Origin of the sequence: Rahnella sp. BIGb0236 (assembly GCF_004364755.1) — a bacterium.
Classification (GTDB): Bacteria; Pseudomonadota; Gammaproteobacteria; order Enterobacterales; family Enterobacteriaceae; genus Rahnella; species Rahnella victoriana.
Genome location: NZ_SOAO01000005.1, coordinates 15,978 through 29,434 on the forward strand (window position 1 = coordinate 15,978; position 13,457 = coordinate 29,434).

General features: G+C 57.7%; 13 protein-coding genes. 8 read left to right on the forward strand and 5 right to left on the reverse strand.

The window, feature by feature from the left end; genetic code table 11:
• Window positions 1-20: 20 nt before the first annotated feature.
• Window positions 21-917, reverse strand: coding sequence for a LysR substrate-binding domain-containing protein (locus EDF78_RS11810; RefSeq protein ID WP_133823158.1), 897 nt, complete (start codon window positions 915-917; stop codon window positions 21-23).
• Window positions 918-1,033: 116 nt separating this feature from the next.
• Here EDF78_RS11810 and EDF78_RS11815 point away from each other — a divergent pair, with 116 nt between their 5' ends.
• On the forward strand, window positions 1,034-2,590 hold the full coding sequence (locus EDF78_RS11815) for an MFS transporter (protein ID WP_133823159.1): 1,557 nt from the start codon (window positions 1,034-1,036) through the stop codon (window positions 2,588-2,590).
• Here the strand turns inward: EDF78_RS11815 and EDF78_RS11820 are convergent.
• Window positions 2,569-3,345, reverse strand: coding sequence for a YdcF family protein (locus tag EDF78_RS11820; protein ID WP_133823160.1), 777 nt, complete (start codon window positions 3,343-3,345; stop codon window positions 2,569-2,571). The two genes, EDF78_RS11815 and EDF78_RS11820, sit on opposite strands and share 22 nt — an antisense overlap.
• A 420-nt stretch (window positions 3,346-3,765) precedes the next feature.
• Here EDF78_RS11820 and EDF78_RS11825 point away from each other — a divergent pair, with 420 nt between their 5' ends.
• The 6 genes from EDF78_RS11825 (at window position 3,766) to EDF78_RS11850 (ending at window position 9,794) form a co-directional block, all read left to right on the forward strand.
• Window positions 3,766-4,311 (forward strand): spore coat protein U domain-containing protein, encoded by a 546-nt coding sequence (locus EDF78_RS11825; RefSeq protein ID WP_095924729.1) that lies wholly within the window; start codon window positions 3,766-3,768, stop codon window positions 4,309-4,311.
• A gap of 63 nt (window positions 4,312-4,374) precedes the next feature.
• On the forward strand, window positions 4,375-4,893 hold the full coding sequence (locus EDF78_RS11830; RefSeq protein WP_119827022.1) for a spore coat U domain-containing protein: 519 nt from the start codon (window positions 4,375-4,377) through the stop codon (window positions 4,891-4,893).
• 8 nt (window positions 4,894-4,901) lie between these two features.
• Window positions 4,902-5,444 (forward strand): spore coat U domain-containing protein, encoded by a 543-nt coding sequence (locus EDF78_RS11835; RefSeq protein WP_095924727.1) that lies wholly within the window; start codon window positions 4,902-4,904, stop codon window positions 5,442-5,444.
• 19 nt (window positions 5,445-5,463) lie between these two features.
• Window positions 5,464-6,276 (forward strand): molecular chaperone, encoded by an 813-nt coding sequence (locus tag EDF78_RS11840; protein WP_133823161.1) that lies wholly within the window; start codon window positions 5,464-5,466, stop codon window positions 6,274-6,276.
• A gap of 18 nt (window positions 6,277-6,294) precedes the next feature.
• A complete protein-coding gene (locus tag EDF78_RS11845) occupies window positions 6,295-8,829 on the forward strand; it encodes a fimbria/pilus outer membrane usher protein (RefSeq protein ID WP_133823162.1) in 2,535 nt (844 codons plus the stop codon).
• Window positions 8,826-9,794, forward strand: a complete 969-nt coding sequence (locus tag EDF78_RS11850) for a spore coat U domain-containing protein (RefSeq protein ID WP_133823163.1) — start codon at window positions 8,826-8,828, stop codon at window positions 9,792-9,794. The genes EDF78_RS11845 and EDF78_RS11850 overlap by 4 nt, the downstream gene beginning before the upstream one ends.
• A gap of 55 nt (window positions 9,795-9,849) precedes the next feature.
• On the opposite strand, the gene EDF78_RS11855 is transcribed toward EDF78_RS11850, so the two are convergent.
• Window positions 9,850-10,329 carry a cold shock domain-containing protein gene (locus EDF78_RS11855; RefSeq protein WP_095924723.1) on the reverse strand — a complete coding sequence of 160 codons (480 nt, stop codon included), beginning with the start codon at window positions 10,327-10,329 and terminating at the stop codon, window positions 9,850-9,852.
• Between the two features lie 108 nt (window positions 10,330-10,437).
• Entirely contained in the window at window positions 10,438-11,091 is a 654-nt protein-coding gene (gene alkB, locus EDF78_RS11860) for a DNA oxidative demethylase AlkB (protein WP_133823164.1), read from the reverse strand.
• Window positions 11,092-11,214: 123 nt separating this feature from the next.
• Here alkB and EDF78_RS11865 point away from each other — a divergent pair, with 123 nt between their 5' ends.
• Window positions 11,215-12,033: a shikimate 5-dehydrogenase gene (locus EDF78_RS11865; RefSeq protein ID WP_133823165.1), complete on the forward strand. Its 819-nt coding sequence runs from the start codon at window positions 11,215-11,217 to the stop codon at window positions 12,031-12,033.
• Between the two features lie 69 nt (window positions 12,034-12,102).
• Here the strand turns inward: EDF78_RS11865 and gudD are convergent, their stop codons facing one another.
• A complete protein-coding gene (gene gudD / locus EDF78_RS11870) occupies window positions 12,103-13,440 on the reverse strand; it encodes a glucarate dehydratase (RefSeq protein WP_095924720.1) in 1,338 nt (445 codons plus the stop codon).
• Window positions 13,441-13,457 lie beyond the last annotated feature (17 nt).

A 13,457-nucleotide genomic window follows, 5' to 3' on the forward strand; every position in this document is an offset into this window, starting at 1 on the left:
CCTGGTGCCCCGTTTTTTTTTTACTCAGGTGTCTGTTCACCAAGCACCTGCTTTTCAGCAAGAAAATCTATAAACACCCGCACCTTGGGCAGCATATGACGGCTGCTCGGCCAGACCACTGAAAATTTCCCGCCCTCTTTCAGATAATCAGACAGCACAGCAATCAGTTCACCGGATTCAAGATAAGGCCGCACGATAAAATCCGGCACATACGCCAGCCCCAGTCCCTGCACGGCCGCCTGTAAAATCGACTCCAGATTATTGCTGCTCAGAGCCAGCGGCAGCTCCGGCGGCGTCTCGCCGTTCATCGCCCATTCCTGCCATTGGCCGTTGCCGGGAAACCGGTAACGCAGGCAGGCGTGCTGATAAAGATCGTCAGGTCTTAGCGGCGCCGGATGGCTGGCGAAATAGGCCGGACTTCCCACAATGGCAAACCCGAACGGCCCGAGACGGCGTGACATCATCTGCGAGTTGCTCAGATCTCCGCTGCGGATGGCGATATCAAACCCTTCATCGATGACATCTGCCATGCGGTCGCTGAAATCCAGATCCAGCTCCACCTCCGGGTAACGCTGGCGAAATTCCGGCAGATGCGGCAACAGCATGCGGTAGCCGATAGCCGGGGCGGTGATGCGTAATTTGCCGCGCGGCACGGCGGAAATGCGCACCAGTTCCTGCTCGGCCTCTTCCAGTTGCGAAACGATATTCTGGCAGCGTTCAAAAAACAGCTGGCCTTCATCGGTCAGGCTGATGCGCCGCGTGCTGCGGTTAAACAACCGAACACTGAGTTTTTCTTCCAGCCGCGCCACGCTTTTGCCCACCGCCGAGGCGGAAATGCCCATACGTTCTGCGGCCGCGGCAAAACTCTGACTTTGCGCCGCCCGGACAAAGGCCAGCAGGCCGTTAAGGTTTTCCATTCTTTACCCTCGCTTATTCGAGCGTTTTCGTCCTGAATCATCGGACTTGTGGCCTGTTTCCGCCAGATTGCCGACATTTTATCATCATCGTTAACCTTAACCCGTTGGGGAAACCAATGCACTCATCAACGACCACAACACCGGCAGGCAGCCTGCGCGTTCTTTTTACCGTGTGTCTGGCGGCGGTCATATTGCCGCTGAATTTTGTCAGCGGCGCGGTGGCAACACCGGCTATCGCCCGCGAACTCGGCGGCAGCGCACAGGCGCTGAGCTGGGTAACCAATGCGTTTATGCTCACCTTCGGCTGTTTTCTGATGGCCGCCGGGGCGCTGGCCGATGAACTGGGACGCAAAAAAGTGTTCGTCAGCGGCGTCTCGCTGTTTGCGCTGCTGTCGTTGTTACAGGCGTTCAGCAACAGTTTGCTGTGGATTGATTTACTGCGCGCCGCACAGGGCATCGCCGCCGCAGGGGCGCTGGCGGGCGGCGCGGCAGCACTGGCTCAGGAATTCGACGGCGCAGCGCGTACCCGGGCTTTCAGCCTGATGGGCAGCAGTTTTGGCATCGGTCTGGCCTTCGGTCCGTTCCTTGCGGGGGTGCTGATCGCACACTTCGGCTGGCGTTCGGTATTTTTCTCCGCGACGGTGATTGCCGTACTGGCGCTGATCACCGGTGCAGGCAAAATGCACGAAACCCGTAATCCGCAGGCGACGGGCATCGACTGGCCGGGCACGGCGTCCTTCACCGCCATGCTGGCGCTGCTGACCTGGGCGCTGATGGAAATCCCGCAATCCGGCCTTTACAGCACGCCGGTGCTTTCATTGCTGCTGGGAGCAGCGGTGCTACTGGCGGTGTTTGTCGCCGTTGAACGGCGCGTGAAAAACCCGATGCTGGATTTATCGCTGTTCCGTTACCTCCGTTTTATCGGCGTACAGGCACTGCCGCTGGCGACCGGTTTCTGTTTTGTGGTGCTGCTGGTGATCCTGCCGATGCTGTTTATCGGCGTCGCGGGTCTGAGTGAAGAACAGGCGGGACTGATGATGATGGCGCTGTCCGTGCCGATGCTGGTGGTGCCGTTGCTGGCAGCGTGGCTGACACGCTGGATGTCGGCTGGCGTGTTATGTACTTCCGGTCTGGTGATTGCCGCCGCCGGGCTGGGCTGGCTGAGTCAGGCGGTGCTGGCGCAGCATGTCACAGGCATGATCGCGCCGATGCTGATTATCGGCATCGGCACCGGTTTGCCGTGGGGGCTGATGGATGGTCTTTCGGTCAGTGTGGTCCCGAAAGAACGGGCGGGCATGGCGACCGGTATTTTCAGCACCACCCGCGTGGCCGGTGAAGGCATTTCGCTGGCGATAGTCGGTGCCATTCTGTCGGCCTTAACGCACAGCGCACTGACGGCGCACTTTACCTCAGACGCGGTCAGTTCAGGAGCAATCAGTCAGGCCGCGCAACGGCTGGCGACCGGCAATCTGGCCGTGGCACAGCAACTGATCCCGCAGGCCAGCACGGCGCAGCTTCAGCAGATTTATGCCGCCTCGCTGCATCCGTTGCTGTTATGCCTGATGGCGATCACGCTGTTTTCCGCGCTGGTGGTATTACTGGCGCTGCGCGGCAATCATCAGCAAGACGCTGATACCGCGCCCGCCGTGTGTCAGAAGGATCTGTCACCGTAATCCGCTTCCAGCACCGGACGCAGCCGGGCATAAATGTCCTCAATCTCCCCCGGGATTGTCACCTCTGCGATAAAGCCCGCACCACGCGGGCCATAACCGCCGGGCGCGTTGCGCAGACGCGGAATTTCGCCGAGCAGCAGTGACACAAAGCGCGGCAGCGACCATAAGCTGTGATGGCCGGTTCCGGCAATGCGCAACCCTTCCCCTTCGCGTTCAAGCTGTGGCACCAGCACCGGCCAGTTGAGGAACGTCACCTCAGGCCGGTCGCGCCAGACGTGGCGGAAACTGGCGTCGGTGCGTAACTGCATCAGCGGATCCTGCACCAGCGTGACAGCCGTATGCTGATCCCCCGCCGCCTCCAGCACCCGCCGCGCCTGTAAGGCATTGTCGCCACAATTGGTGGATGTGGTTTCCAGCAAAATCTGCGCCGGTGAACCCCCGAAATGCTGCACGCCGATGTCATAAAGCACCTCAGCTTCGCTGCGTCCGGCCAGCGGAATGTGCTGATAATCGGGATGCTGGCGAACGGCGTCATACAGTAAATCCGTGGAATGCCCCACGCCACCGGCAATCAGTAAGCGTGAAACGCGCCCCTGCGCCAGCGCCCGAAACGCCGCTTCTGCCGTCGGTAAAATCGCATTGCCAAGCAGGATCAGCAGCGAAGGCGTGCCGGTTATGCCCTTCCCACCGGTCTGGTCAAAAGACAGAAAACGCGCCAGCCGGTTCATATCGTTAATGACATCGTCAGAAAACATCAGTAGCTCCGTTGAAGGATTGCTCAGGGCTTATCGATAACAACACATTATTAATGGTTAAATGATCTCATCGTTTGGTTGATGTAACGCAATCATTATCAATGGAAAACAGGAATAAACGGGATAAAAATTGGATAATTTGTAATTTATAGAATTTTTATCCTTATTGAAGGAAATGGAGAAAAGATCCCCTTAAGGTAAATTTATTAACTTATATTTAACCATAACGGCGTTTTTCCTCAGTTGCATAAGGTCAGGGATTCATTCAGTTAACACTGAAAAACATAAGTCCCGGCCTGAACGCTGTTTATTACCCGCTTTTTTATCATTTTTAGCATCACTTACTGACCACCAGAGGATTTCCACATGCAACGACGTTGCATGCATACACAACCGTGTAAGCTGTTATTGGGAGTCATCATGGGCGAAAAAAATTCATTATTACTGGCCGTTCTTGCCGCTGCAACGCTGACATTAGCCGCAGGCGCACAGGCAGCCGGTACCTTAACAGGGCAGGTAGGCGTTCAGCTGACCATCAGCACCGGTTGTACTGTCGGTAACGGCACATCAACGGGGGGGACCAACCAGTGGGGTACCCTGAACTTTGGTAACTACGCGGATCTGACCAGCGTCATCAACGGGACGGTGTTTGGTGCCAACGGCACTGGTGCCGTGACCATCACCTGTAGCACCGGGCTGACCCCGACGCTGTCACTGAATGGCGGTCTGGCGGCAACCGGCGGGCTGCGTACCATGACCTCCAGCGGCACCAGCATTCCTTACCGCCTCTATTCCGACACCGCACGGACGACAGAGATCGCGATAAATACGCCGATCACGCTGACGACGGGCACCACTGCGCAAAATATCCCGATTTATGGTCGTGTGCTGCCTGCTGACCAGACCAGCACCACACCGGCTGCGGGGACGTATAACGATACCGTTGTTGCCACTCTTTCCTGGTAAGGCTGTATTCCATCAGAGTCGATTTCGCCTCTGACTGGCTTTCGATTCAAGGAAGGAAAGATCATGGACATCAAGGTACTGCTGCTACTGCCAGCCGCACTGGTGGTGTCGATGCAGATGCGCATTCCCTTTAGTCAGGCAGCGACGATAGGCATCAGTGCCACGTTGCTGCCCGCCTGTGAAGCGGGAACCACGACGTCCGGCAGCACCAGTTTTGGTACGCTGAATTTTGGCAATTACGCCTCACTCACCAGCGCCATCAACGCCACCAGCGCCCAGCTGGCGGGATCGATCCGCGTCAAATGCGTGACCGGCCTGACCTACAAAATCGTGATGGATGGCGGCAGCAGCGGCGTGGTTACTGCGCGCCGGATGGTTAACACCACCAACAGCGCCGCCACCCTGCAATACAATCTCTACACCACGGCGGCGCGTACCACCGTCTGGGACAACACCACCGGCGTCAGCGGCACAGGTAACGGTGCGGATCAGTGGAGCACGGTTTATGGCCGCGTTCCGGCGCAAACCACGCCCGCCGCCGGGGTTTATCAGGATACGGTGAATGTCACCGTATCCTGGTAGAGGTGGCTATGTCCGGGCGTCTGCGCATTTCGCCGCTATGGCTGATGCTGCTTGTGCCGCTGATACCGTGCAGCACGGCGAATGCCGACACGGCGGTCGCCGCCTTTACCGTTTCGGCCTCCCTCACCAACGGCTGTGCCTTCGGCAGCTCGCTGTCCAGCCCGACCTCCAACCTCGGCACCCTCAATTTCGGCTCCATGTCGTCCATCACCAGCAACGTCGATACCGTCAGCAGCACCGGCGCAGGCTCGGTGGTGGTGACCTGTACGCCGGGCACCTCCGTCAGTATTGCCATGGATTACGGCACCCACGGCGGCACCGCCACGCGCCGCTTTATGCAAAACACCACCAATACCGATCAGCTGGGCTACCAGCTTTTCCGCGATGCCGCCCGCAGCCTGGTCTGGGGCAACGGCACGCTGGTGATGTCCATCCCCAGTTTTCCGGGTACCACGCAAACCTATCCGGTTTATGCCCGTTTATACGCTGTGACCACCCTGCCTTCCGCCGGGACTTATACCGATACCGTCACCGTAACGTTAACGTATTGAATCATCAGGATATGAAACCATGAAGAGACTGTTTTTACGCCCGACCCTTTCCCGCCTTTTCTCTGCCGCCGCACTGGGTTGTGCACTGCTTTCCTCCGTGACCGCGCAGGCCGCCAGTTCGGTGCTGGTCTGGCCGGTGTACCAGATTATTGAATCCGATCAGAACGGATCCGCCCTGTGGCTGGAAAACCGGGGCGCGGAGCCGGTCTCCTTGCAGGTGCGGGTGCTGGCCTGGAAGCAGGAAAATTACAATGAAAAGTATGCCGATCAGACCAACGTGGTCGCCAGCCCGCCTTTCGCGACCGTACCGCCGGGGCAACGCCAGCTGATCAGGCTTATCCGCAATACGCCGGTACCGGCCAATACCGAGCAGGCGTACCGCATTATCATTGATGAAATCCCGTCGCCGCTGAACAGCGCCGGTGAGGGCAAGGACAAAGCCGTGGTCGGGCTGCAATTGCAGATGCGTTATCTGCTGCCGTTGTTTATGGATGGCGGCAGTTTGTGGACCAATGACCGCGCGGATATGAAACGTGATCCTGACACCGCAACGCGCCCGATCCTGACGTGGCAGACGGTATCCGACGGCGGTAAAACCTATTTGCAGGTGCGCAATACCGGCATCGTGCATGCGCGGCTGAGCAACGTGTTCTGGTCGGCTAACGGCAATCAGAAACAGGGTGTGAAAACCATGGTCGGCGGCTTTATGGGGTATGTGCTGCCGGGGCAAAAAATGCGCTGGGCGGTGCCTGCCGGGGTGACGCCGGGCGCGCAGCTGAATGCGCAGATTGCCGATAACACGACACCGATTGTCATCCCGCGCGGCCAGTAACAGCAGGAGCCGCAACGGATGCCCATCAGACGCCTTCCCCGTGCAGGTCATCAACGACCGCTGTTGTTCCGGGGAAGCCTGTGCCTGTTATGCCTGAGTACGTTCAGCGCGCAGGCACAGGAATATTCCTCGCTGCCCGATGCCCCGCGTGCGGCACCGGTGGTCACGGACGCCATGTTTTATCTGTCGATTGTGGTCAACGGCCAGACGGATAATCAGGTGGTGCCGGTGACGTACCGCAATAACGCCTACTTTGTTGAAGCGGGTGTGCTGGCAAAAAACCATATCCACATTAACGGCCAGCAGGGGCTGATCAACGTCGGCGAACTGCCGGACGTCAAAGCGAAATACGATTCGGCCAGCCAGCAACTGGTGTTAAACGTGCCGGATGCCTGGCTGCCGAACCAGAATGTCAGCGGCGACCCGCTGATGAACTACACGCCGTCGAAAAGCAGCACCGGACTGTTGTTTAACTACGATGCCTATTACACCGATCCGCCGGGCGGCGCGAAATCTATCGCCACCTGGATGGAGCAGCGTTTATTCAGCAATCTCGGGCTGATCACCAATACCGGCACATACCGCTACAACATCGATAACGTCCCCAACAGCAACGGCGACCAGACGACGCAGGACGGCTATCTGCGCTACGACACGTTCTGGCGGTTTACCGACGAGAAAAACCTGATCAGCTATCAGGTCGGGGATTTCGTCAGCGATTCCCTGACGTGGAGTAACTCGGCACGCATGGGCGGTGTGCGTATCAGCCGTAACTTCGGTGTGCGCCCGGACCTGGTCACTTATCCGTTGCTGCAATACAGCGGCACGGCGGCGGTGCCGACCACTGTCGATCTGTTCCTCAACGGCTATAAGGCCAGCAGCAATAACCTGAATTCCGGGCCGTTCACCCTGACCAACGTGCCTTATATCAACGGGGCCGGTGAGGCGACGATTGTCACCACCGATGCGGTCGGGCGGCAGGTTTCCACCAGCGTTCCCTTTTATGTTTCCAACACCCTGCTGCGCAAAAATCTCAGTGATTTCGATTTTTCACTCGGTGCGGTGCGTAACAATTATGGCGTGACCAACGGGGATTATTCCGATGGCGCGTTCAGTGGCATTTACCGTTACGGGCTGAGCAATTATCTGACGCTGTCCGGCCATACCGAACTGACGCAAGGTCTGGCGCTGGGCGGTCTGGGGGCGGATGTCGCGGTGGGCACCTGGGGGACGCTGAGTATTTCAGGCAGCCAGAGTAAGGCGAACCATCCGCCGGTGGACAGCAATAATCAGCTCAACAATCCGAACGGTTATCCCAACGGTCAGACGCCGGGCATTCCGGACTCCAGCGGACAAATCGATAATCCGCTGGGCGAAAATGTCACCGATAAAAAAGACGGCAGCCAGTACACGCTCGGCTATTCGTACTATTCGACCCTTTTCAGCCTTTCGGCGCTGCGCTCGAAACGTACCGTGGGTTATCAGGACATTACCTCCTACACCAGCGACACGCGGTTAAGCCGTCAGGCCGATCAGATCACCTTCAGCACATCGCCGTTCGGATCCGCCAACGGCACCATGGGTATCGGCTATTACGACGTCGAAGCCTACGACAATTCGCATACCCGGCTGGTGAATTTCTCCTACAGCCGCTCGCTGTGGGGGCAAAGCAGTATGTTTTTATCGCTCAACAAAACGCTGGGCGATACCGGCTACAGCGCGCAGTTGCAGTTCATCATTCCGATTGGCACCAACATCAATATGAATGCCGGTGTGCAACGTGACAGCTCGGGCAATTATCAGGAACAAATTGGCGCCAGCAAGGCGACGCCCACCGACGGCGGCCTGGGCTGGAATCTGGCTTACAGCGGCGGCAACAATCCGTATCAGCAGGCCGATGCGACCTGGAAATCCCATTACGCCACGATCCAGGGCGGCTTCTACGGCAATCAGGGCGATTACACCAACTGGGCCGATCTGAGCGGATCCGTGGTGTTTATGGCGAACGACTGGTTCCTGTCAGACAAGATCAATGATGCCTTTATCGTGGTGGATACCGACCATTACGCCGAGGTTCCGGTGCTGTTCGAGAATCAGAAAATGGGCAAAACCGATAAAAACGGCCACCTGCTGATCCCAACCGTCAGTTCGTATTATCCGGCCAAAGTGGAAATCGACACCCTGCCGCTGCCTGCCGACGTGGTCGCCAATAACGTCAATGACCGCATCGCCGTGAAGCAAGGCAGCGGCGTGGTGGTGAAATTCAATGTCGAGAAAGTGCTGTCCGCCAATATCACCCTGCATGACGCCGCCGGACAACCGCTGAAGCTGGGGACGCTGGTGACAGAGCAAAATACGCAGCAGACCACCGTCACCGGGTACGACGGGCTGGTGTATTTCTCTCACTTACAGGAAAACAACGTGCTGAACATTCAGCAGGAAGATCATTCGGTATGCCGGGTCAGTTTCACCCTGGATCCCCATCATCACAGCATTGAGCAGGTTGGCCCGCTGGCATGTCCGGGTGGCGCAACGGCAGGAGATAAATCATGAGAATTTTCAGGCGGTGGATAACGCAGGGATTACTGCTGATGCTGTTGCTGGGTGCGACATCGCTGGCGCGGGCGGGATGCACCACGGCGGCCACCACCATCACGCTGGGCACTCAAAATTCCTTTGCCGTCAGCTCTTCGCCGCTGGTGACCGCAGGCGGCAGCGGCTTAAGTTGCACCGGCCCGTTGCTGAGTATCGGCGGCACCAACACCATCACCGCCACCATTGGCGCCACACTGCATCCGAGCGGCTCGCAGCCGCGCCTGTACAGCGCAGCGACCAACCAGTATCTGCCTTACAGCCTGTGTAAAGACGGCAGTTGCGGCACGGTGTATAACCAGGGCGATGTGATTAGCTGGAGCAGCACCACCGCCCTGGGATTACTGGGATTGTTCTCCGGGCCGAACGGTACGTTGCCCCTGTATGTCATGCCCCAAACGCTGTCCAATCTGGCGGCGGGCATCTATACCGATACCGTCCCTATCGCCTGGAGATGGAACATCTGCTCGGTGGCCGTCGGCACGTTGCTGTGTATCGCCGATACCGGCAATGTCAGTGGCAACGTCAACCTGACGCTCAACGTCACTAATTTTTGCTATATCGACAGTGCGCCGAACGTTGGTTTTGGCAGCGCGGCCCTGCCTTCCGGTCTGACGACGGTGGTGGCGAATACCATCAGTGTGCGCTGTACGCTGAACGCCAGTTATTCCGTTAACCTGACCAGCAGCGTGCCGGGCTCCGGCCAGTACCGTCAGATGGCGTCCACCGTCGGCAGCACCACCAGTTATCTGCAATATCAGATCTTTAAGGGCGACAGTACGGTCTGGACGGCCGCCACCAACAGCAGCGCGACCGGGACCGGCACATCACAATCGTTCCCGTACACCGCGTCGGTGAATCTGGCGCAAAGCAATCAGCCCGCCGGGAACTACAGCGACACGGTCACGGTCACGGTGACGTATTAATAAAGGGAGAAACAGACCCGGTGCGGCGGATGCGCACCGGTTTTAAGGCAGGAGATTACAGAGCTTTCAGCGTTTTGACCGTCGCATCCACGTCGATTTCGTCTTCGGTGAAAACATAAGTGCTGTTCTGGAAAGTGGTGATCAGCAGCTTTTTCATGGTGCGGGTTTCGGCTTTTTTCTCTTCTTCCTGCGGGCGGATACGGTTCATCAGCAGCCCGACGGAAAGTACCGCGTTTTCTTTGTCGATCTTGGTTTCCGCAGGCACTTCTTCATTGAAGGCCAGGAAGGATTTGATGCTGGTGATTTTGATGCGCTCACCGGCAATAAAGATGTATTTGCTTTCCGGCTCGACCTTCACCGCAAAGGCGGAAAGCCCTTTGTTGTTGGTGGTCGGCTCAAAGGTCACTGTCGCATCTTTCTTAATCAGCTCAGGGTTTGCAACTTTAATCACGTGGAAATAACGGTTATCGCCGTTTTCATCTTTGATAAAACCGAAACCTTTATCTTCAAACCAGGTTGTGATTACGCCGTTCATCGCTTACCGCCTAAGTAATTATTTATTCAACATGTCAGTTTTTGCAGGGCGGCAGTGTAAAGCAGAATGAGGACAAAGTCCTGTGCTTTACGGCCTGATCACCCCGTTTTACGTTGCTTTTCTGAAAGTCAGGTTAAACCGGTACTGACCGGTCAGCGGATGCTCGCCCGCTTTCAGCGGCAATACGCCGTGATAACGCAGCCGCGACGGGCCGCCCCACACCACAATATCGCCGTGCATCAGCGGCACACGCTGCGTTTTGTCGCTGCGTTCCATACCGCCAAACTGAAATACCGCCGGTAAGCCCAGCGAGACCGAGACAATCGGCTGGCCAAAATCGTGCTCGTCTTTATCCTGATGCAGGCTCATTTTTGCGCCCGGCTGATAGCGGTTGATCAGGCACGCATCGGGCGCGAAACCGGGAAATCCCGCCTGCTCTGCGGCGTTTACCGCAAGCTGGCGAAACAGGTCCGGCATCGGCGGCCATTGCTGATGGCTTTCCGGCGAGACGGCCTGATAGCGATACCCCGCCCGGTCCGTCACCCAGCCGACATCGCCGCAATTTGTCATCGCTACCGACATCGCGTAACCGCCCGGCGTGGCGCGATACTGAAAAGGCACCAGACCGGCGATGCGGTCGATCTCCGCCAGTAACGTCACATCTTCTGCCAGCGCCGCACCGCGTAACACTACCGCGCCGGGGCACAGATCTTCCCGCCAGTTCGGGTGAAAATCGGGATGATCAAAAAGATCCAAATTCATGTCAGCCTCCGCGTTCATGCCTGTGTTAAGTATAACAGCCGATTTGAGACAGACTCAGATTGTCGGGGCGGATCGTTTCAGCTAAGGTTCAGTAAGATCAATAAGCCCTTTCAGGAGAGCATCATGAGTCGGGAAATTAATAAAGATACACAGCTGTGTATGTCCCTTTCCGGTCGTCCGGGAAATTTCGGCACCCGTTTTCATAACAGCCTTTATCAGGCGTTAGACCTGAACTTCGTCTACAAAGCCTTTTCCACCAAAGACATCGAAGCCGCCGTGAAAGGCGTGCGCGCGCTGGGTATTCGCGGCTGCGCAGTCTCGATGCCGTTCAAGGAAGTCTGCATTCCGTTCCTCGATGAGCTGGACCCTTCCGCCACCGCCATTCAGTCCGTGAATACTATCGTCAATGACGACGGTTTCCTGCGCGCTTACAACACCGATTATATTGCCGTCGCCCGTCTGCTCGACAGCCATCAGGTGCCGCGTGACGCCGTTTTCGCCCTGCGCGGCAGCGGCGGCATGGGTAAAGCGGTGGTCGCGGCCATCCGTGATGCCGGTTTCAAAAAGGGCTATATCATTGCCCGTAACGAAGCCAATGGCCGCGCGCTGGCGGAAGAATACGGTTACGAATGGAAAGCCGACGTCGGTGATCTGGCCGTCGATATGGTGGTGAACGTCACGCCCATCGGCATGGCCGGTGGCCCGGAAGCCGATTCGCTGGCCTTTGAACCGGCGGTGATTGACCGCACCAGCATCGTCTTTGACGTCGTCGCGCTGCCGGCAGAAACCCCGCTGATCCGCTATGGCCGTGAACACGGCAAAAAAGTGATCACCGGTGCGGAAGTCGCCACCTTGCAGGCCGTCGAGCAGTTCGTGCTGTATACCGGCGTACGCCCGTCTGATGAGCAAATTGAAAAGGCGGCGGCACACGCCCGCAGCTGATCTGGCCTTCTGAACGTAAAAAGCCTCTCATGCGAGAGGCTTTTTTAAGGGTGCGGATCCCGCCGATGATCAGCGCACCAGACACGGCCTTTTCGGATCAAACGTCCAGTCCGGCACCAGGAACTGCATGCCCTGCGCATCGTTACGCGCGCCCAGCCCCATGCCTTTGTACAGCTCGTGCGCCTTCATTACCTGATCCATATCCAGCTCTACGCCCAGACCCGGCTGTTCCGGCACACGCACCTTACCGCCTTTGATCTGCAACGGTTCTCTGGTCAGGCGCTGATTGCCTTCCTGCCAGATCCAGTGGGTGTCGATGGCGGTGATTTTGCCCGGTGCCGCCGCCGCCACCTGCGTGAACATCGCCAGCGAAATATCAAAGTGATTGTTGGAGTGCGAGCCCCAGGTCAGCCCCCATTCGTGACACATTTGCGCCACGCGCACCGACCCCTGCATGGTCCAGAAATGCGGATCCGCCAGCGGAATATCCACGGATTTCAGCTGGATGGTATGCCCCATCTGACGCCAGTCGGTGGCGATCATATTGGTGGCGGTCGGCAGGCCGGTTGCCTGACGGAATTCCGCCATCACTTCACGCCCGGAGAAGCCCTGCTCTGCGCCGCACGGATCTTCGGCGTACGCCAGCACGCCGCGCAGTTGTTTACCCAGTGCGATCGCTTCATTCAGCGACCAGGCCCCGTTGGGATCAAGGGTAATGCGCGCCTGCGGGAACCGCTGCGCCAGCGCCGTCACGGCTTCGGCCTCTTCACTGCCTGCCAGAACGCCGCCTTTCAGTTTGAAATCGTTAAAGCCGTATTTGTCATACGCCGCTTCCGCCAGACGCACCACTGCCGCCGGTGTCAGCGCTTCTTCATGGCGCAGACGATACCAGTCACAGCGGTCATCCGGCTGGCTCTGATAGCCCAGCGAGGTTTTGTTGCGGTCGCCGACGTAGAACAGATAGCCAAGCATTTCGACTTCATCGCGCTGCTGTCCGTCGCCCAGCAATGACGCCACGGTGACGCCCAGATGCTTACCGAGCAAGTCCAGCATCGCGGCTTCAATCGCCGTCACGACATGAATGGTGGTGCGTAAATCGAAGGTCTGTAAACCCCGGCCGGAGGCATCGCGGTCAGCGAATTTTTCGCGCACCGCCGTCATCACATTCTTGTATTCACCCAGCGTTTTGCCGGTCACCAGCAACGCGGCATCATCCAGCGTCTGACGGATTTTCTCACCGCCCGGTACTTCACCGACGCCGGTGTTACCGCTGCTGTCTTTGAGGATCAGGATGTTACGGGTGAAAAACGGCGCATGCGCACCGCTGAGATTCAGCAACATGCTGTCGTGTCCGGCAACCGGGATCACCTGCATGGAGACAATTTTAGGTGTAGATGAAGAGGTCATGCTTACTCCTTAGTAAC